Below are 20630 nucleotides of genomic sequence, written 5' to 3' on the forward strand. Positions count from 1 at the left end.
TGGTGCGGCCGCCGGCCCGCGGGTCACCGGGGTCGACTCCGGACCCACGGCAGGGGGGTTCCCGGCCGTGGTCGCGCGCTGGAGCGTCGGCGGGGCGGTCCGCGCGGGCACAGGGCGGTTCGCGGGTGCCTCCAGGGGGACCGCCGGCAGTGCAGGAGCGGCCTGCGCCCTGCGCTGCACCGCGGCAGGGGGTGCGGGGGTCCCGGGGGGCCGGGGCCCGCCGACCGGCGGCACGCTCAGTGGGTGCGCGATCGGAACCCCGGACCGCCGGGCACCGTCGGAGTGCCGCTGTACGGGGGGCGGTTCGCTCGGACCGGTCTTTCCGGCAGGGGGTGCAGTCGGCTGCGCGCGAGTCGGCGGTTCGGCAGGCTCCGCACCGGCGCGCCGTGCCTCGGGCGCCGCTGTCCGGCCCGCACGCACGGGGCTGTCCGTGCCCGTGGCCCGCGCGGCGGGGGCGGGCGTGGTCGGCACCGTCGTCGTGGTGCGGCGCTGGAGGGGTGCGGAGGTCCCGGCCTTTCCGGCGATGGCCGGTACGGGGGTGGGGGCGTCGCCCCGTTCCGGTGGGTGGGGTCGGGCGGATGGACCGTTGCCGCTGTCCGCCTTGCCTCCGCCCCTCTCGGGGGATGAGCGTTCCTGGGGTTCCCGGCCGCCGTGGGCCGCACCCGGCCGTCGGAGGCGCTGAACCATCGCGGCCACCCGTTCGGCCGTGCGCCGGGTCGGCGGCTTCGCCGCGGCCGCGCCCGCGTCGGCCGTCGTACCGGGCATCCGCACCGCGCCCGCGGGTTCTGCCCGGCGGCGGGTCGGTTTGCCCTGCTCGGGCGACCGACGCCGGACCGGCGCCCGGCCGTCCCGCGCGGGGATTCGCGCCGCAGGCCCGGCCGCGGCGGATCGCTGGACCTGCCCTCGGCCACTCGGCTCGGCCGTCGCCTGCGCTCGCTGCACCGGCGAGGCCGGGGCGCCGGGCTGTGTCCAGCGCAGCGGTATCGCCGCAGGACCGGGTGTGGGCACCGCATGGCCGATGCCGTGCTCCGCCACTGCCGACACCGGGGCCAGCGGCCGTGCGGCGAGCGGCTGAACGACCGTCTCCGGTCCGCCGGTCGGCGGCACAGGCGACGCGCCCGAATCCGGCCGGACCAAGGGCAGGGCGACGGGTACGGGTACGGGTACTCGGGGTGCGGCCCCCTTCGGCGCCGCCGCGACCGAACGCTGCAGGGGAGCAGGCCGCGACGGTGCGGCGCCGTGCGGGCGGGCCGTCGGCGGCAGCGCGTCGATCGGTCCGCCGAGGCCGCTCCTGCGGACCCGGCCGGAAGCCGCAGTCGGCATCGTGCCGAGGACGGCCGGACCCTCGGCGGACCCCGGACCCTCACCAGGGGCCGCAGGGTGCGCGACCGGGCCGGGGCCGGAGCCCGAGCCGGAAGTGGGGACGGGAGTGGGGACGGCGGGGCCGCGGTGCCCCGCGGTCGGCGACACCACCGGTGCCGGTGCCTGCCCACGGGCGGGAGGCACGGTTGTGGACGAGTCGGACAGTCCGTCGACCGCCTTGCGCTGCAACGGCGTCGTGACGGTCAGCCGGCGCGGTTGCATCGGTGTGGGCCGTGCCGCCGCCGTGAGCGGCCGCGCGGGGGTCGCCGGCGTCCCGGACGGAACGGCCGCCCGGGACACCAGCGGTCGGGGCAGCGAGGATGGGGGTTCCCCGCTCCCCGACGTCTTGAGGCCAGCGCTGGCACCGGCACCGGCGCTGGCACTGGCGTTGGCACTGGCGTTGGCACGGGCACCGGCACCGGGGCCGGCCGTGGCGCCAGCACCGGCATGGGGGCCGGCCGTGGCACCGGCACCGGCGTTGGGACCGGCATTGGCACGGGGACCGGCGTTGGCACGGGCACCGGCACTGGGGCCGGCCGTGGCACCAGTGCCGGTGTGGGCGCCGGCACCGGCACGGGGGCCGGTACCGGCATTGGCCCTGGGGTCGGCGTTGGCCCTGGGACCGGCACCGGCGCCGGCACGGGAGCCGGTACCGGGACTGACGCTGGGAGCGGTGACGGCACTTGCACTGGCCCCCGGACCGGCCTGGGCACCGGCACCGGCACCCGCATGGCCCCCGGTGGTCGTGCCCGCCGCATCCCAGGGATCTTCCGCTCCGCCCATCGCCGGCCGCGGCGGGAGCGGCAGCCCCGCTGCCGCCGAGCGCTGGACCGCGACCCCGGGGGCGGGGGTGAGCAGCCCGTGGAGCACGCCGGACGGCGCGTCCGCGCTCACCCGGTGGCCCATGGCGCCGTGCAGCAGAAGGCTCTGCCGCGTCACCAGACCGCGCTCGAAGGCGGGCGGGTCGGCGATCAGCGGCGAGCCCGGTCCGGCGGTTCGCTGGATGGGCGGGAGCAGCCGCCACTGGCCCGCCGCGGACACGCCGCCCGCCCCGGCCCCGGTCCCCGTCTCCGGCAGGAGGCCCGTGGCACACGGCTCGGCCGCAGGGCGCGGGGTTTCCCGGCGTCCCCCGCCGAACCAGTCCCGCAGTGCCACGAGTTCCTCCTCATACGTCGTTGATGCGTGTGTTGATGCGGCCGATCTCACCGACCCACCGGGTGCGTTCGGCGTGCGTCAGGTCCAGCAGCCGGTCCTGCTCCCAGTGGAAGTGGTAGGCGATGTACGCGATCTCCTCGTAGAGACGGTCGGCCGCGTACGTCACGATTCCCCCAGGCGGCCCCCGGCGAGATCGACCTCGAAGGGGGATTCGCAGGCCGGGCAGGTCACGGCGGCCCGGGTGTGTCCCTCCGCGTTGATGCGCCGATAGAAGTCCTGCAGGAACGCGAGGTCGGAGGCGAACAGCTCCTCCATCACCGCGCCGCCCGGGTCGGTGAGCGCGCCCAGCCGGGTCACCACGGAGCCGAGCAGCACCACCGTCAGATAGGCCGGGTTGTTCTTGACCCGCAGATCGACCAGCGGCATCAGCTCGTCCCGGGCGGTGGCGAGCCGCATCGTGCCGTGCCGGTGCAGGACGCCCGCCGGGTCGAGGTATCCGCGGGGCAGCTCGAACTCGTAGTCGGTCCGGAAGCGCTCCGGCGCGGCGGCCCGGGGGATCGGTGCGGCCGCGACCTCGGGCTCGGGATCCTCCGCCGCGTCCTGCACCGCCGCGGGCGCGCCGTTCAGGGTCCGGCGCCTCACTGGAGCTCGACGTCCTCGAAGACGATGGTGACCTTCTCCAGGGCGGGCTGCGAGTCGCCCGCCTTCAGGTTCGGGCCCTCCCACTTCTTCACCCAAGCGTTCTTCAGGTTGATGGTGCGGACCGGCTTGTTGGCCGAGTCCTTGACCACGATCGACAGCGACTGCCTCGCCGTGGCCACGTCGCCCTTGAGGAAGGAGTCGTCCAGCCACTTGGTGAACGTCGGGCTCTGGCCGAGGCCGCGGGCGATCGTCACCTCACCGCCCTTGCGGGCGCCCGCCAGCTTGCGGACGAGCAACTGCCCGGTCTTGGTCACCTCGTAGTGGTCGATCGAGTCCAACTCGAAGGACAGACCGCTGACCTCCTGCACGGTCTCCACCTCGTACGCGCCGAGCTGCACCGTGAAGATGTGTGTCGCGATCGCCATTCCGGCTGTGTCTGCCATGCGCGGAACCCCGCCTCTCTGCTCTGTCTACTGCTGGTGCTGGGACTCGTACGGGACGGAAGCCCAGGCGGTCATTCGTCGACCAGGCTGGTGCTGTCCGAGAACTGGGACAGGCGGAAGACCACGAACTCGGCCGGCTTCACCGGCGAGATGCCGATCTCGCAGACCACCTGGCCGAGGTCGACCGAGGTCTGCGGGTTGGTCTCGGCGTCGCACTTCACGTAGAACGCCTGCTCGGCGGTGGCGCCGAACAGCGCGCCGCGGCGCCATTCCTCCATCAGGAAGGCCGAGATGTCGCGGCGGATGCTGATCCAGAGCAGCTGGTCGTTGGGCTCGAAGACCGTCCACTGGGTACCGAGGAGGATCGACTCCTCCAGGTAGTTGAACAGTCGGCGGACGTTGATGTACCGCCACGCCGGGTCGGAGGAGAGGGTCCGCGCGCCCCACACCCGGATGCCGCGGCCGGGGAACGCCCGCACGCAGTTCACGCCGTTCGGGTTGAGCAGGTCCTGCTCGCCCTTCGTGACCTTGGTCTGCAGGTCGATCGCCCCGCGCACCACCTCGTTGGCGGGCGCCTTGTGCACGCCGCGCTCGTTGTCGTTGCGCGCCCAGACGCCCAGCATGTGGCCGCTCGGCGGGACGAACCGGTTCTGTCCGCTGGAGGGGTCGAAAACCTTGATCCACGGGTAGTAGAGGGCCGCGTACTTGGAGTCGTAGCCGGCACCCTCCTGCCGCCAGCCGAGGACCTCGCGGGGCGTCATGTCGGGCAGCGGGTCCAGCACGGCGACCCGGTCGCCCATGAGCTCGCAGTGCGCGATCATCGCCAGCTGGACGGCCTTCACGCCCTCCTCGTCGATCAGGCCCTGCTGGTGCGCGGCCATCAGGTCCGGCACAGCCAGCATGGTGATCTCGTCGATCGCCTCCAGGCCGGCGAACCCGGTCCGGGCATCCGCGTCGCCCACGTACTCGGCGGGCGAGATCCCGGCCGGCACCACCTCGGCGGGGGTGGCCGGGACGGACAGGGTCAGCGTCTGCTTCTGGGGCCGGGCCAGCGCGCCCGACGCGCCCTCGGCCTCCTCCACCAGGACCAGCGCCGAGCGCTCCTTGACCTGTGCCACCACGTAGTTGCGGGCGCTCTTCTTCGCGGAGACGTCGAAGGTTTCCACGGGCTTGCCGGCCTGTCGCACCACCAGGCGGAAGCGGTCCTCGGACGGGTTCTCGCCCTCGGCGTCCGCCACTTCGACGGTGATCTCGCCCTCGACCCCTGCCCGCGCGGCGATACGGAACGCGCCGAGTGCCACCGGCTCACCGATGGCCGGTGCCTTGTCCCTCCCGGCCGCCACGGCCTTGCGCGGGGCGGCGCCACCGACTTCGGCGCCGACCCGCACGACGTAGGCGATGCCGCCCCCGTTGGCGAAGTACCCGTACACCGAGTGCGCCAGGTACGAGCCCTCGACGAATCCGCCGAACAGCTGCACGAACTGGCTCCACGTCGTCACCAGACTCGGCGCGTGGAACGGCCCCTTCTCGGCGAACCCGACGAAGGCCGCGACCGAGGTCCCCACTCCCTCGATCGGCCGGGGTCCGCTGTGGACCTCCTCCACGTACACCCCGGGTGACAGGTACTGCGGCATGCTCAGCGCTCCTCCGACGGCGAATCCGTTTCACCACCACCCTCCCGTGGGAACCCCGCCTCCGAAACGGCCGCCGGTCACTGGGCGGGGGCAGGCTCACCTGCCCGTTCGGGCAGGGGGCCGTCCCTTCGGGGGCGCCTCAGCGGTCGTTCAGGGCGGAGTAGAGCTGCTTCGGAAGGTAGGTGGACGTCGACACCTTCCTCCGCTGGAGGAACCGGTACAGATCCGGGTGGCTACTGGCCACCGTGTTCACGTTGAGGTACGTGAAGGTGCCCTTGACCTGCAGCAGGGACGGATGGATGGGCTTCTTCGCCTCCCCGTCGTGGGTACTCCAGTTGAAATCGGAATCACCCGACCCCTCCCGCTCGAAGAACGTGCCGTCCTTTCTGAGGATCTTCGGGCACACCTGCTCGATCTCGGCGCTGGCGATCTTGAAGAAGGCGTACTGCTTGAGATGACCCCGGTTCAGCCCCTGGTGCTCGGCCAGTTCCTCCACCCTTTCGGGATCGGTGATCTCCGTCCAGTTCTCCAGGTCGAAGCCCGCCGGGACGGCATTCTTCGTCAGCGGCAGGACTTCTCGCAGAATCGCCGCCACCGAAGCACCCTGATCCGGTCCGTTCTCACGCGTCGCCTGCTTGAGGTCGCCTCCCAGCGCGACGAGCCGGTCGAACTGCTGGCGCAAGGCGGGGGCCGTCGGCGGTACGAAATACCGTCCGTCGGTGTCGATGTCGTCCTTGTTCTTTCCGGGCTCCGCCCGAATGCTGGTGTTCGGGCCGAGGAACTGATTTCCTCCCTGCCATTCGAAGAACGCCAGACGGGCTTCCTCGCACGTGACGCCCGGAGCGCATTCCTGATCCCCGGCCATCGCCGGGTTCGTCAGTTTCTTCCTGATGGTCTCCGGATTCCCCTTGGCCCCCAGGCGCCCGAGCATCGCGGACGTGAGGGTGTCGGGCACCGCCTCGATGAGGATCGCCTCCCGGTCCGCGGGGCTCAACTGGTCCAGTGCCTTCGTCAGCGTGGAGTGGGGAATGATGTGGTGAGCGGTGAGTTCCCAGTTGTCGTGCGTCTGCTTGCCGTCGACGTGCGGGTTGACGCTCCGGCCACCCGCCCGCTGGATTCCCCGTGCGCCGGCCGGCGTGGCCGGGCGGCCTCCGGGAGCGGGGGCCGTCGCCGTGCTCCCGCCGACGCGCTGCACAGGCGCCGACACCACGCGCTGCGCATGGCTCTCGGCCTCGCGCTCGAAACGGTCCGACGGGTCGCTGACCCGCAGTCCCGAGCCGTTGTCGGTGCCGGCGACGGGGCCGGCGGCCTGCTGTTCGACGTGCTTGAGCTCGTGGTTGACCACGTGTTCGTCCGTCGGCGATGCGCTGCCGAAGACGATGTCCCGGCCGGAGGTGAACGCGCTGGCGCCGACGCTGTCGGCGGCGGCCTTCGCCGTCGGCCCGGTGTGGACCCGGACCGAGGACAGGTCGACCCCGTAGTGACCCTGGTACTTGGCCTGGATGGTCTGCGGCAGGCTGCCGCCGGAGCTGCCCAGCACCCCCTCGACGGCCGAGCGCTGCACCGGGGTGGCGCCCGACGAGTGCCCGCAGGACTGGTCGTGGACGTGGCGGTCGGACTCCATGAGCTGGACCACCGCGGCGTTGCCGAGGCTGCGTTGGAGTGCGGCGGCCGGACCCGTGGCCGCCGGCGGCCTGGCCGGCTGGGCGGGGTGCTGCTCCTGTTGCTCGTCGCGGGCGCGCATGGTGAGACTCCTTGTCGGATTGCAGTGCGGACCGGGCCGTCACCGCGCCCAGGCCCCGAACTCCTCCGGCAGCACCAGCCGTCCCAGCTTGCGGTACTCGCGCCGTACGGCGGTCGCCAGGTCGGCCGTCGTGAGCGGACGGCCCGCCTCGGCGGCGAGGTAGGCGGCGGTGACGGCGCAGGCGCGGATGGAGCCGCCGGCGAGTTCGAAACGGGCGCAGGAGGCGAGGTCGAGATCGTCGGCGCGGGGCAGCTCGGTGCCCAGACAGCGATCCCACAGGGCACGGCGCTGGTCGGCCTCGGGGACCGGGAAGTCGACGATGACGTCGAGGCGGCGGGTGAAGGCCTCGTCCAGGTTGGCGCGGAGGTTGGTGGTGAGGACGGCGATCCCGTCGAAGGACTCCATCCGCTGGAGCAGGTAGGCGCTCTCCATGTTGGCGTAGCGGTCGTGGGCGTCCTTGACCTCCGAGCGCTTGCCGAAGACCGCGTCGGCTTCGTCGAAGAGCAGGATGCCGTTGACTCCGGCCGCCTCGGTGAAGATGCGCTCCAGGTTCTTCTCCGTCTCGCCGACGAACTTGTCGACGACGGTGGACAGTTCCACCACGTACAGGTCAAGGCCGAGCTCCCCGGCGACGACTTCGGCGGACATCGTCTTGCCGGTGCCCGAGTCACCGGCGAACAGGGCGATCACTCCGCGCCCGCGCCCGCCGCCGGGTCGCATCCGCCAGCCCCCGAGCACCCGGTCGCGGTGACGGGCGCGGAGGGCGAGTTCGGCGAGTTCCTGTCGGGTGGCGTCGGGCAGGACCAGGTCGGACCAGCCGACGGCCGGTTCGATACGGCGGGCAAGGCGCTCCAGGCCCGCGGCGTTCTGGGCGCGGACGCCGCTGCGTACGTGCCGGGCGGCGACGGGCGTGCCCGGGCCGTCCAGCAGCGCCTGGGCGCACGCACCCGCGGCGGCACGGCCCACTTGGTCGGGGGTGAGGTGGTACGGAGCGACGGCGGCAGCGAGGTCGAGGTCCGGTGCCAGGCCGGCGCCTTCGAGGGCGGTACGGAACCGGGCGGCGCGCTCGTCGGTGGCGAACGGCTCGGCGTCGGTGATCAGCGGGGTCCGGTCGGACCACTGCGGGTCCCAGCCGCCGCTGCCGGTGACCAGGACGGGGACGGGCAGCCGTGTCAGCTCGCGCAACAGCGGCTGGGTGAGGGCCTCCGCGGGCCCGGCGACCAGGCCGCCGCCGCGCAGCCGCGCCTCGCGGGCGGCGGCCTGCAGCAGCCGCTCCGGATGAGGACAAGCCGCCAACACCGTCAGGTCCAGACGGCAGGCCGGCATCCCGGCCGCGCCGAGCGCCGCGACGGCCGTGGCGGCGGCCGATCCGCCGGGCCGCTCGCGCAGGTAGGCCAGCCGGACACCGGACTTCAGCGTCCCGGCGAGGCGCTCCGCACCGAGCACGGGCACGGACGCCGAGGAGCTCTCGGCGCTGAGGGAGAGCAGGCCGTGCAGGCAGGCATCGGGGGTGTCGTCTCCGAGCAGGTGGGCGACGATCCGGTCGGGGACGAGCAAGGACCGGCTGAGGAAGGGCCGCTCGGGCTCCTCCACTTCCAGCAGGCCGCCGTCGACCAGGGCGGAGCCGGGGGAGAGCCGGCGCCGTGCGTCGGCATCGAGGGGGCTGAGGCCGAGGAGTTCGAACGCGAGGGCGGCTCCGGCGCGCCGCCGGGTGAGGTCGTCATTGAGGTATCCGTACAGCTTCTCGAACCGCTGGTCCACGTCCGGGAGAAGCGCGACGAGCAGCAGCTCGACGTCCAGTGCGTCGAGCGCGAAGTGCGCTGCCAGCCGGGAGAGCGGCAGTCCTTCCGGGAGGCAGGGCGTGCCCGGCGCGGGGGCTGCGCCGGGGGCTGCACCGGGGTCGTCGGCGGGGGCGGCGGATTCCGCGGCCGCCGGCCGGTCCAGCAGCCGGTCGGCGGCGTCGGCGGAGAGGTAGAGGCCGAGGTGCGGGTCGTCGGGGGACGGGTCGAGGGCGCGGCGGGCGGCGAGCGCCCGGCGGACGTTCTGCCCGAGGATTTCCAGGCGGTGTGCGAGGTCGAGCACGGCGACGCGGCGGCTCACCGCCCCGACCTCTTGATCCCCCCGGGCGAGGCCTGACCGGTGCCGGGGCGTCCGGCGCCGCCGCGGACCCGCCGCGCCCCCACGGGCTCGGCCGGGCGCGTTGACCGCTCGGGCTCGCTCTCGTAGCGGAGGCGGCGGGTCTCGGACGGGCCGCTCTCCTCCACCCCGCCGAGATCGAGGACGAGGGCGTCGGTGACCAGGGCGGCAGGCAGTCGGCGGGTGCCGGCGACGGGGGCGGTGACGACGAGGTCCAGAGAAGGCTTGAGTTCCCCGCCCAGTGCGGACCAGATGTCGGAGAGGGAGCGGTGCTCGCCGGCCGGGCAGGCCACCGTGTACGGCAGAGGCAGGCCGAGCTCGGCGAGCCGGCCGCGCAGCCGGTCCGGTTCCAGGGCGTTGCGGGCGATCAGCCCGGAGAGGAGCGCTGACAGCAGCCGGTGCTCGTCCTGGGGCCGCTTGGTCCATACGGTGACCAGGTAGGAGAGGGTGAACCAGCGCGGCGGGGCGTGCTCGGCGACGGTTTCGCCGCGGGGAACCCCGTACTCCCGGCGCCGGCCGTGTTCGCGGCGGGCGAGGTCCTCGCGGATGTCGTACAGGAACACGTTGACGGTCGGCGCGTTGCGCCGGGCGGCCCATTCACGGGTGGGTGCGTCGAAGAGGACCTCGATGCCGCCCGCTCCGAGGACCTCGTCCCCGAGGAGTTCCGCGAGGGCCTCGTCCACCTCGTGGATCACAGCGTCCCCGAGCCCTTGCGGCCGAAGAACTCCAGTTCGGCGACGGCCACCTGCTTGCCGGCCGCGGCACCGTAAGCGCTGCGCAGCACGATCCGCACCTTGGTCACCCGGTCGGCGCGGAGCGCGACCCGCTGGGCGCCGTCGGCGGTGAGCTCGCAGTGCCGGGTCTCCGTCTTCCCGTCGCTGGTGGTGAGGACGACGTTGAAGGCGTGCGGGCGGGCCTGGGTGAGCTGTTGGGCGGGGTCGGCGGCGGCGCCGGGGGTGACCAGCAGGTCGAGCAGTCGGACCGGGCGTCCGAAGTCCGCCTCCAGCCACTGGCCGGCACTGTCGCCCTCGACGCCGGTGCCCCACCAGGAGTTGGAGACCTTGTCGACGGTGAGTTCGGGGCCGTGCGCGGCATAGGAGCGGGAGGCGGACACCGACACGGGGTCGATCGGCACCCGGGTGGCGAACCGTGCGGTGACCGCGTCCAGGGCGCGACCGCCCCACACGAGGGACGCGACGAGCACCACGAGGACGACGAGCACGGTGAGGGCCGCCGTGCCGCCGCGGCCGAGGCCGCGGAAGGGACGCGGACGCTGCCCGGCCCACCGCGGCTCGCCGTCCCGGCTCCGCAGCCTCCGCCACCACGGAGCGGGCGCGCCGCCCGGCTCGCCGGCGGTGGCGAACTGGGCGCCGCAGCGCCGGCAGAATCGCCGCTCCGGCGCGTTGAGCGTGGCACACCAGCGGCATTCGGTGCCGTCCTGGACCACGTCGTCCCCGGACGTACGGACCCGGGGCCGCTCGTCCTCCGGACGGCCGGGACGTACGGGGGAGACCGCCGGGTCGGCCGCCGCGGCGGGTTCCTCGACGGGAACGATCAGCGCACGTGCGCGCTCGGAGACCAGCGACGGGCTCTCCTGGACCGGAGGGATCTCGGTGGTGTCCGGTTCGCTGTCCCGCGCGCTGTCCGCCCCGGCGTCTGCGGTACCGCCGGGCCGGGTCCGGCCGGCCGGGGGCCTCGGCCCGCCGTCCGGCTCCGGCCCGCCGTCCGGCTCGGCCGACCAGTCGAGGAAGGTGCCGCACTCCGCGCAGAATGTGTGGTCCGACGATGTCGCGGCTCCGCAGTCGGCACAGGTGCCGCTGATCGGCCGGGACGGGGTGGCGCTGTTGGTCACGGGGTGGGGTTCCTCTCCGGCACTGCATGAACCGAATGCCCGCTCATCGTTCCGGCCGCGCCCCGCCGCCGCCAGGGACGTTCGGCCGTCGCCGGGGGCGGACCCCGCTGCCCCTTCAGGCAGGTCGCAGGTCGGCAGGGGCACAACCCCTGCGCTCTTCCGACCAGGAAGCGACCAAGGACCCGGAGAAGCCCCACAGACACCGCCGCACCCCATCTGACTCGCGATTTCGCAGGTCAGATAGGGTGCGGGGCTTTCCTTCGAACCGTCTTAGATGTCGCGGAAGATCTCGATCTGGGCGCCCACCGAGTTGAGGCGCTCGGCCAGTTCCTCGTAGCCGCGGTTGATGACGTAGACGTTGCGGAGCACCGAGGTGCCCTCCGCTGCCATCATCGCGAGGAGGACGACCACCGCCGGGCGCAGGGCCGGGGGGCACATCATCTCTGCCGCGCGCCAGCGGGTGGGGCCCTCGACCAGGACCCGGTGGGGGTCCAGGAGTTGGAGGCGGCCGCCGAGGCGGTTGAGGTCGGTGAGGTAGATGGCGCGGTTGTCGTAGACCCAGTCGTGGATCAGGGTCTGGCCCTGGGCCGCGGCGGCGATGGCCGCGAAGAACGGGACGTTGTCGATGTTCAGCCCGGGGAACGGCATCGGATGGATCTTGTCGATCGGGGCTTCGAGCTTGGACGGGCGCACCGTGAGGTCGACCAGGCGGGTGCGGCCGTTGTCGGCGCTGTACTCCGCGGAGCGGTCGTGGTCCAGGCCCATCTCCTCCAGGACCGCGAGCTCGATCTCCATGAACTCGATCGGGACCCGGCGGATGGTCAGCTCCGACTCCGTGACCACCGCGGCGGCGAGCAGGCTCATCGCCTCGACCGGGTCCTCGGAGGGGGAGTAGTCCACGTCCACGTCGATGTTCGGGATGCCGTGGACGGTCAGGGTGGTGGTGCCGATGCCGTCGACCCTGACGCCCAGCGCCTCCAGGAAGAAGCACAGGTCCTGGACCATGTAGTTGGAGGAGGCGTTGCGGATGACCGTGACGCCGTCGTGCCGGGCGGCGGCCAGCAGGGCGTTCTCGGTGACCGTGTCCCCGCGCTCGGTCAGCACGATCGGGCGGTCGGGGGAGACCCCGGTCGCGACCTGTGCGTGGTAGATGCCCTCGGTCGCGGTGATGTCCAGGCCGAAGCGGCGCAGGGCGATCATGTGCGGCTCGATGGTGCGGGTGCCGAGGTCGCAGCCGCCCGCGTAGGGGAGGCGGAACTGGTCCATGCGGTGCAGCAGGGGGCCCAGGAACATGATGATGCTCCGGGTCCGGCGCGCCGCGTCCGCGTCCATCGCCTCCATGTCCAGGCGGGCCGGCGGGATCAGCTCGAGGTCCACGCCGTCGTTGATCCAGCGGGTGCGGACGCCGATGGAGCCGAGGACCTCGAGGAGGCGGTAGACCTCCTCGATGCGGGCGACGCGCCGCAGCACCGTACGGCCCTTGTTGAGCAACGAGGCGCACAGCAGGGCGACACAGGCGTTCTTGCTCGTCTTGACGTCGATGGCACCGGACAGCCGACGGCCTCCGACGACGCGCAGGTGCATCGGGCCGGCGTAGCCGAGAGAGACGATTTCGCTGTCGAGCGCTTCGCCGATGCGGGCGATCATCTCAAGGCTGATGTTCTGGTTGCCGCGCTCGATCCGGTTCACGGCGCTCTGGCTGGTGCCGAGTGCGTCCGCGAGCTGACTCTGTGTCCAGCCCCGGTGCTGCCGGGCGTCACGGATGAGCTTGCCGATGCGTACGAGGTAGTCGTCTGCCATGGCTGCACCGTATCTCAGATATGAGATGTTGATCGCGCGGGGTAGGCCGAACGGGTGTTACCGACCGTCAGATCCCGCGGTGGGGCTGGTGTGCGCATGGTGTCATTTGCAGCAGTCTGCACCATTTGGCCTATCAGTGGACCATCGCCGCGCGTGTACGGAGGCCTGCCCCGGCGGCCGCCCCGGCAGCCCCCGGGGCAGCCCCCGGGGCAGCCCCCGGTCAGGAACCGCCTCCGCACCCGCACGCGCGGTGCCGGCCGCCGTGCACCGCCGTGTACGAGGCCGGGCGCGGCCCGGATCCCGCCCGTTCGAGACGCGCCGCAGCCGCCCGGCCCGTCGCGGACCGCGCGTCGTGCACCACCCGGCCGCCGACCAGGGTCATCCGTACCTCCGTGCCGCTGATGTCGGCCACCGGGCAGCGGGTCACGTCCCGGTCCAATATCACGAGATCCGCGGCCTTGCCCTGCTCCACCGTGCCCGTCAGCCCCTCCTGGCGCAGCTGCCAGGCCGTGCCCGCCGTGTGCATCCGCAGGGCCGACGTGCGGCCCAGGCCCTCCAGTTCCGGGTACAGCCCGCCCTCGCGCTCGGCGCCCTGCCGGTCGATCGCCGTACGGAGCTGGTTCCACACCTGGAGCGCGTCCACCGGCCAGTCGGAGCCGCCCGCCAGCCGGGCGCCCGCCTTCTCCAGGCTGCGCGCCGGGTACATCCACCGGTGCCGCCCGGGCCCGATGTACGGCAGCAGCGCCTCCATCGTCCACGTGTCCTGCGCCGCCCACTGGAGCTGCATGCAGGCCGCCACCCCCAGCTGCGCGAACCGCCGCAGGTCGGCCGGGTCCACGAGCTGCAGGTGGGCGACGGCGTTGCGCGGGTCGCGCTGCCCGGTGGCCCGGCGCGCGTACGCGTACCCGTCGAGGGCCGTGCGCACCGCCCGGTCGCCCAGCCCGTGCGCGTGCATCTGCCAGCCCGCCCGGTTGAAGGCCGCGGTCAGCCTGCCGTATTCGGCCGCCGAGGTGTACAGCTCCCCGCGGTTCTGGCTTGGTTTGCCGCTTCCGTCCAGATACGGCTCCAGCAGCGCGGCGGTCTGCGCCGGGTACTCGATCACCCCGTCCAGGAACACCTTGACCATCCCGAAGCGCAGTCCGGGCACGCCCTCGAACTCCCGCCGCAGCGCCCGCGCGTACTCCAGCGCGCCCGCCGGGTCCTTGGCCTGCTCGGCGTCCAGCCGGATCGCGGGCACGATCCGCTGCGGCAGCTTCCCGGCCTCCGCCAGGGCCTGGTAGAGCTCCAGCTCGTGCCGCCCGACCAGGGCGTCCATCATCGTGGTGATCCCGGAGGCGGCAGCCAGGTCCAGTACGCGGGCGCAGGCCGCGACCAGTTCGGCCCGGGAGGGCTCGGGGATGTGCCGCTTGACCAGGCCCTGCGCGTCGTCCTTGAGCACACCCGTCGGCTGCCCGTCCGGCCCCTTCACGACCTGGCCGCCCGCCGGGTCGGGGGTGGCCGACGTGATCCCGGCGACGTCCAGCGCCCGCTGGTTGACCCACAGGTTGTGCCCGTCACCGCCGACCAGGGCGATCGGGCGGCGGGTCGCCAGCGCGTCCAGCATCGAGTGGTGCGGGACGGTGCCCGTCGGCAGCAGCCCGACCGGATTCCAGTCCTCCACCACCAGCCAGCGGTCCGGTTCCGCCCGCGCACCCCCGGTCCCGGTGTCGGTGTCGGTGTCGGCCAGGAACCCGGTGAGGATCTCGCGCAGTTCGGCCTCGGTGGTCTCCGCCCCTTGCAGCGACGGCCGCAGCGAGCGGTCGCCGGCGCCCAGCGGGTGCACGTGCCCGTCGTGGATGCCGCTCATCACGGTGTTGCCGCCCGCGTCCACCACCTCGGTGTCCCGGCCCACGAACCGGCGCAGCGCCGGGCCCTCCCCGGCGGCCAGGATCCTCCCGTCCCGGCCCACGGCCACCGCCTCGGCCGGCCGGCCCCGCCCGGCCCCGCCGAACACCCGCGCGTTGTGGATGACCAGGGCGGCCGGGCCGCGCCCGCCGGGCGGCGCAGCCGAGGCGCTGCCGGCCGCCGCGCCGAGGAGGCCCGCGGCCCCGGCGGCCCCGGCCGCCGCGAGCAGCCCCCTTCGGGACAGGGAAGAAGGAGAAGAAGGCGTCATGGCCCATCCGATCGTCGATGTGGCCAGGACACTCTTTGATTAACCCCGTAACCAGAACCCGCCCCGAACGACGGAATCCGTACGATGGCCCGCGTGCCCGGACCGACCATCGCCGACATCGCGCGCGCCGCGGAGGTCTCCACCGCGACCGTCTCGCACGCCCTCAACGGCACCGGCCGCCTCGGCGACGGCACCCGCCGCCGGGTCCGGGAGCTGGCCGCCGCCCTCGGCTACGGCACCCACCGGGGCGCCCGCACCCGCACCCTCGGCTTCGCCGTCACCACCCATGCCGACTGGGCCTGGGACTTCGCGGGTGTGGCCTACTTCTCCCGGCTGCTCACCGCCGCCACCTCCGTCGCCCACTCCCACGGCTACGCCCTGACCAGCCTGCCCGCCGACCGCGCGGCGGAGCCCCTGTGGCACACCCTCGCGGTCGACGGGATGCTGCTGCTCGACAGCCCGGAGGGCGATCCGGTGCTCCGGGCCCTGCGGGCGCGCGGCCTGCCCGTGGTCTTCGACGGGCGGCCCGCCGACCCCCGGCCCGACGACGTGTGGGTGGACAACGACCACGAGGCCACCACCCGCGAGGTGCTCGACCACCTCGCCGCCTCCGGGGCCCGCCGCACGGCCCTGCATTCCGCCTTCGGCCGGGAGTGCTACACGGCCGCCGTCACCTCCGCCTACACGCACTGGTGCTCGCAGCGCGGTCAACGCCCGCTCGTGATCCCCTTCCATCCCGAGGACGCCCAGGGCCGCGCCTTCGACCGCGCCTTCGCCGCGCCGGGCCGCCCCGACGCCGTCTACAGCCTCTACGATCCGGGCGGCCGCCAGGTGCTGGCAGCCGCCGCGCGCCATGGAATCCGTACGCCCGGAGGCCTCTTGCTGGTGTGTGCGAGCGAGGACCCGGGGTACGCGGCGGGTGAACCTCCCGTGACCACTGTCACCCTCAACCCCGAACGGATTGCCGAGGTGGCGGTGTCCGCGCTGGTCATGCGGATCGAATCCGGGCATGCGGAATCACCGGGACAGCGCACCGTCCCCGCATCGCTACGGGTGCGTGCCTCGTCCCTGCCCCCGGACATGTACTAGAGTTATCTCGACATCGAGATATCTGCCGAAGGCGAACCGCAGCCGCCCTCGCTGGTAAGGGTTACCTAACTTAGCCTTACCTTAGCGGATTGGCCAAGGGGCGTGGCGGCAGGATGCGGTCATACGCGCGAAATTCATGCATGAAGGAGACTGTCGTGTCGGCGAACAGCTTCGACGCCCGCAGCACGCTGCAGGTGGGCGACGAGTCCTACGAGATCTTCCGGCTGGACAAGGTCGAGGGCGCCGCGCGCCTTCCCTACAGCCTGAAGGTCCTGCTGGAGAACCTGCTCCGTACCGAGGACGGCGCGAACATCACCGCCGACCACATCCGGTCGCTCGGCAACTGGGACTCCCAGGCCCAGCCCAGCGAGGAGATCCAGTTCACGCCGGCCCGCGTGATCATGCAGGACTTCACCGGCGTCCCCTGCGTCGTGGACCTCGCCACCATGCGCGAGGCCGTGAAGGCCCTCGGCGGCGACCCGGCGAAGATCAACCCGCTCTCGCCCGCCGAGATGGTCATCGACCACTCGGTCATCGCCGACAAGTTCGGCACGAAGGACGCCTTCGCGCAGAACGTCGAGCTGGAGTACGGCCGCAACAAGGAGCGCTACCAGTTCCTGCGCTGGGGCCAGACCGCCTTCGACGACTTCAAGGTCGTCCCGCCGGGCACCGGCATCGTCCACCAGGTCAACATCGAGCACCTGGCCCGCACCGTCATGGTCCGCAACGGCCAGGCGTACCCCGACACCCTCGTCGGCACCGACTCGCACACCACCATGGTCAACGGCCTGGGCGTGCTGGGCTGGGGCGTCGGCGGCATCGAGGCCGAGGCCGCGATGCTCGGCCAGCCGGTCTCCATGCTGATCCCGCGCGTCGTGGGCTTCAAGCTGACCGGCGAGCTGCCGACCGGCACCACCGCCACCGACCTGGTGCTGACCATCACCGAGATGCTGCGCAAGCACGGTGTCGTCGGCAAGTTCGTCGAGTTCTACGGTGAGGGCGTCGCCGCCACCTCCCTCGCGAACCGCGCCACCATCGGCAACATGTCGCCGGAGTTCGGCTCGACCGCCGCGATCTTCCCGATCGACGACGAGACGCTGAAGTACCTGCGCCTGACCGGCCGCGACGCCCAGCAGGTCGCGCTCGTCGAGGCGTACGCCAAGGAGCAGGGGCTGTGGCTGGACCCGGCCGCCGAGCCGGACTTCTCCGAGAAGCTGGAGCTCGACCTCTCCACGGTCGTCCCCTCCATCGCCGGCCCGAAGCGCCCGCAGGACCGCATCGTCCTCGCCAACGCCGCCGAGCAGTTCGCCCAGGACGTGCGCAACTACGTCGAGGACGACGACGAGGCGGGCAAGGAGTCCTTCCCGGCCTCCGACGCCCCGGCCGCCACCGACGGCGTGCCGACCCGCCCGACGCTGGTCACCCTGGCCGACGGCTCCTCCTTCGAGATCGACCACGGCGCCGTCACCGTCGCCGCGATCACCTCCTGCACCAACACCTCGAACCCCTACGTCATGGTCGCCGCGGCGCTCGTGGCCAAGAAGGCGGTCGAGAAGGGCCTGTCCCGCAAGCCGTGGGTCAAGACCACCCTGGCCCCGGGCTCGAAGGTCGTCACCGACTACTTCGACAAGGCCGGCCTGACCCCGTACCTCGACAAGATGGGCTTCAACCTCGTCGGGTACGGCTGCACCACCTGCATCGGCAACTCCGGTCCGCTGGACGAGGAGATCTCGAAGGCGATCAACGAGCACGACCTCGCGGTCACCTCGGTGCTCTCCGGCAACCGCAACTTCGAGGGCCGCATCAACCCCGACGTCAAGATGAACTACCTGGCCTCCCCGCCGCTGGTCGTCGCGTACGCCATCGCGGGCTCCATGAAGGTGGACATCACCACCGAGGCCATCGGCATCGACACCGAGGGCAACCCGGTCTTCCTCAAGGACATCTGGCCCTCCGAGGCCGAGGTCAACGACGTCGTGGCGAACGCCATCGGCGAGGACATGTTCAGCAAGTCCTACCAGGACGTCTTCGCGGGCGACGCCCAGTGGCAGGCGCTGTCGATCCCGACCGGCAACACGTTCGAGTGGGACCCGCAGTCCACCTACGTCCGCAAGCCCCCCTACTTCGAGGGCATGACGATGGAGACCACCCCGGTCTCCGACATCGCCGGCGCCCGCGTGCTGGCGAAGCTGGGCGACTCGGTCACCACCGACCACATCTCCCCGGCCGGTGCGATCAAGGCCGACACCCCGGCCGGCAAGTACCTCACGGAGCACGGCGTCGAGCGCCGCGACTTCAACTCGTACGGTTCCCGCCGCGGCAACCACGAGGTCATGATCCGCGGTACGTTCGCCAACATCCGCCTGCGCAACCAGATCGCGCCGGGCACCGAGGGCGGCTTCACCCGCGACTTCACCGTCGAGGGCGCGCCGGTCTCCTTCATCTACGACGCCTCGCAGAACTACCAGGCCGCCGGCATCCCGCTGGTCATCCTGGCGGGCAAGGAGTACGGCTCCGGCTCCTCCCGCGACTGGGCGGCCAAGGGCACCGCGCTGCTCGGCGTCAAGGCCGTCATCGCCGAGTCCTACGAGCGCATCCACCGCTCCAACCTGATCGGCATGGGCGTCCTGCCCCTGCAGTTCCCCGAGGGCGCCACGGCGGCCTCCCTGGGCCTCACCGGCGAGGAGACCTTCGCCTTCACCGGTGTGGAGGAGCTGAACAACGGCACCACCCCGCGCACCGTCAAGGTCACCACCGACACGGGCGTGGAGTTCGACGCGGTCGTCCGCATCGACACGCCGGGTGAGGCGGACTACTACCGCAACGGCGGCATCATGCAGTACGTGCTGCGCAACCTGATCCGCGGCTAAGCACCACCGCGGGCCGGTTCCACCGGCGCCAGAGGGCCGCATCCCCGCCAAGGGGATGCGGCCCTTCCGCCTTTCCGGCGGCCGGCGCAGGTGACGGCCAGGTCTCAACTCGGAAAAGCTGACCGCCATCCGTGTGCATGATCTTGCTCACGTGAGCGGAAGTGGACTATACCTGTGCCCGTCCGGATCATCGCGCGACGAGCGGCCCGGACCGGGGGGATGGGCGGGGACCTGCGGTGATGACCGCACGTACGGCAACCGCCGTGCCGTCCCGGCCTCCTTCACACTTCTGACGAAGGCGAGGACATGAGCATGGGATCCACTGGTGAGGGCCTCGGGCGCCGTGATCTGATCAAGCGCTCGGCAGCACTCGGACTGATCACGGTGCCGACGATGAGCTTCCTGTCCGCCTGCGCCTCCGGCGGCGAGCAGAGCACGAAGGGCCCCGACAAGGGCGTCGTCTCCAAGGAGAACCCCTTCGGCGTCGCCAAGGGCAGCAAGCTGGACGTCGTCGTCTTCAAGGGCGGGTTCGGCGACGACTACGCCAAGGCCTGGGAGGCCGCCTTCGACAAGAAGTGGGGCACCACCAGCTCCCACCTGGGCACCCAGGAGATCACCGCGAAGCTCCAGCCGCGCTTCAACGGCGGCAACCCGCCGGACGTCGTCGACGACTCGGGCGCCCAGCAGATCAAGCTGGACGTCCTCGCCAAGGGCAACCAGCTGGCCGACCTCACCGCCGTGCTCGACGCGCCCTCCCTCGACGACCCGACCAAGAAGGTCCGCGACACCCTGGTCGCCGGAGCCGTCGAACAGGGCATGCTGGGCGGCAAGTTCGTCACGCTGAAGTACGTGTACGCCGTGTTCGGCTTCTGGTACTCCGGCAAGCTCTTCAAGGAGAAGGGCTGGACGCCGCCGAAGACCTGGGACGAGTTCCTGGCCGTCTGCACCAAGGCCAAGGAGGCGGGCATCGGCGGCCTCGCCCACCAGGGGAAGTACCCGTACTACATCAACGTGGTCATCATGGACCTGATCGCCAAGAAGGGCGGTCTGGACGCCATGAAGGCGATCGACCACCTCGAGCCGAACGCGTTCGAGGGCAACCCGGCCGCCCTCGCCGCGGTCGAGGCTGTCTACGAGGTGGTGGAGAAGGGCCTGCTGATGCCCGGCACCAACGGCCTCACCCACACGGAGTCCCAGACCGCCTGGAACCAGTACAAGGCCGCCTTCATCCCCTCCGGCTCCTGGCTGGAGAACGAGCAGCTGAAGCAGACCCCGGAGGACTTCGACATGAAGTTCCTGCCGATGCCCCTGCTCGCCGACAGCAAGCTGCCCTTCGAGGCCATCCGGGCCGGCGTCGACGAGCCCTTCATCGTCCCCGAGAAGGCCGCCAACAAGGCCGGAGGCCTGGAGTTCCTCCGCTCCATGCTCTCCCGCGAATGGTCGACGATCTTCGCCCAGCAGGCCAACTCGCTCACCGTCGTCAAGGACGGCGTGGACCCGAGCGTCAAACTTCGGCCGGGCACCCAGTCCGCGGTGGACGCGCTCAAGGCCGCGGGCACCAACACCTTCAGCTACCGCTACCCCGACTGGTACAGCGAAATGGACACGGAGATCCAGAACGCGTCCAATGAGCTGATGGCGCAGCGGATCCAGCCAAAGGAGTGGATCAAGCGGGCCCAGGCTGCGGTAGACAAGGCGGCCAAGGACCCGAACGCCAAGAACAACCGCCGCAGCTGACACCGCAGGGACGG

The 20630-nt window shown here is 72.1% G+C and carries 13 protein-coding genes; 3 read left to right on the forward strand and 10 right to left on the reverse strand.

Translation table 11 applies throughout. The features are described 5' to 3' along the window. Positions 1-2527: 2527 nt before the first annotated feature. The 10 genes from ACIPUC_RS24120 to ACIPUC_RS24165 all read right to left on the reverse strand — a co-directional run bounded on the left by ACIPUC_RS24120 (position 2528) and on the right by ACIPUC_RS24165 (position 14920). The gene (locus tag ACIPUC_RS24120) at positions 2528-2683 is read right to left on the reverse strand and encodes a DUF6760 family protein (RefSeq protein WP_446592053.1); all 156 of its coding nucleotides are present in this window, start codon (positions 2681-2683) and stop codon (positions 2528-2530) included. Beyond that, positions 2680-3159 carry a hypothetical protein gene (locus ACIPUC_RS24125; RefSeq protein WP_446592054.1) on the reverse strand — a complete coding sequence of 160 codons (480 nt, stop codon included), beginning with the start codon at positions 3157-3159 and terminating at the stop codon, positions 2680-2682. Before ACIPUC_RS24125 ends, ACIPUC_RS24120 begins: the two co-directional genes overlap by 4 nt. Further along, entirely contained in the window at positions 3156-3602 is a 447-nt protein-coding gene (locus ACIPUC_RS24130) for a phage tail protein (protein WP_446592056.1), read from the reverse strand. Before ACIPUC_RS24130 ends, ACIPUC_RS24125 begins: the two co-directional genes overlap by 4 nt. Positions 3603-3673: 71 nt before the next feature. Next, positions 3674-5236, reverse strand: a complete 1563-nt coding sequence (locus tag ACIPUC_RS24135; protein WP_446592057.1) for a phage tail sheath subtilisin-like domain-containing protein — start codon at positions 5234-5236, stop codon at positions 3674-3676. Between the two features lie 139 nt (positions 5237-5375). Then, on the reverse strand, positions 5376-6980 hold the full coding sequence (locus ACIPUC_RS24140; RefSeq protein WP_446592058.1) for an eCIS core domain-containing protein: 1605 nt from the start codon (positions 6978-6980) through the stop codon (positions 5376-5378). A 39-nt stretch (positions 6981-7019) separates the two neighbouring features. Further along, positions 7020-9080 (reverse strand): ATP-binding protein, encoded by a 2061-nt coding sequence (locus tag ACIPUC_RS24145; protein WP_446592059.1) that lies wholly within the window; start codon positions 9078-9080, stop codon positions 7020-7022. Beyond that, positions 9077-9811 (reverse strand): DUF4255 domain-containing protein, encoded by a 735-nt coding sequence (locus tag ACIPUC_RS24150; protein WP_446592061.1) that lies wholly within the window; start codon positions 9809-9811, stop codon positions 9077-9079. The genes ACIPUC_RS24145 and ACIPUC_RS24150 overlap by 4 nt, the downstream gene beginning before the upstream one ends. After that, positions 9808-10968: an NADase-type glycan-binding domain-containing protein gene (locus ACIPUC_RS24155; RefSeq protein ID WP_446592062.1), complete on the reverse strand. Its 1161-nt coding sequence runs from the start codon at positions 10966-10968 to the stop codon at positions 9808-9810. Before ACIPUC_RS24155 ends, ACIPUC_RS24150 begins: the two co-directional genes overlap by 4 nt. Positions 10969-11238: 270 nt before the next feature. Beyond that, on the reverse strand, positions 11239-12768 hold the full coding sequence (locus ACIPUC_RS24160; protein ID WP_446592064.1) for a helix-turn-helix domain-containing protein: 1530 nt from the start codon (positions 12766-12768) through the stop codon (positions 11239-11241). Between the two features lie 220 nt (positions 12769-12988). Then, entirely contained in the window at positions 12989-14920 is a 1932-nt protein-coding gene (locus ACIPUC_RS24165) for an amidohydrolase (protein ID WP_446592065.1), read from the reverse strand. Positions 14921-15004: 84 nt separating this feature from the next. On the opposite strand from ACIPUC_RS24165, the gene ACIPUC_RS24170 reads away from it, so the two are divergent. From ACIPUC_RS24170 to ngcE, 3 genes are all read left to right on the forward strand, one after another. Next, positions 15005-16009, forward strand: coding sequence for a LacI family DNA-binding transcriptional regulator (locus ACIPUC_RS24170; RefSeq protein WP_446592067.1), 1005 nt, complete (start codon positions 15005-15007; stop codon positions 16007-16009). A 155-nt stretch (positions 16010-16164) separates the two neighbouring features. After that, positions 16165-18879 carry an aconitate hydratase AcnA gene (acnA, locus tag ACIPUC_RS24175; RefSeq protein WP_446592069.1) on the forward strand — a complete coding sequence of 905 codons (2715 nt, stop codon included), beginning with the start codon at positions 16165-16167 and terminating at the stop codon, positions 18877-18879. A 312-nt stretch (positions 18880-19191) separates the two neighbouring features. Next, the gene (gene ngcE / locus ACIPUC_RS24180) at positions 19192-20616 is read left to right on the forward strand and encodes an N-acetylglucosamine/diacetylchitobiose ABC transporter substrate-binding protein (protein ID WP_446592273.1); all 1425 of its coding nucleotides are present in this window, start codon (positions 19192-19194) and stop codon (positions 20614-20616) included. Positions 20617-20630: the final 14 nt, after the last annotated feature.

The organism is Streptomyces sp. LARHCF249, assembly GCF_052871255.1.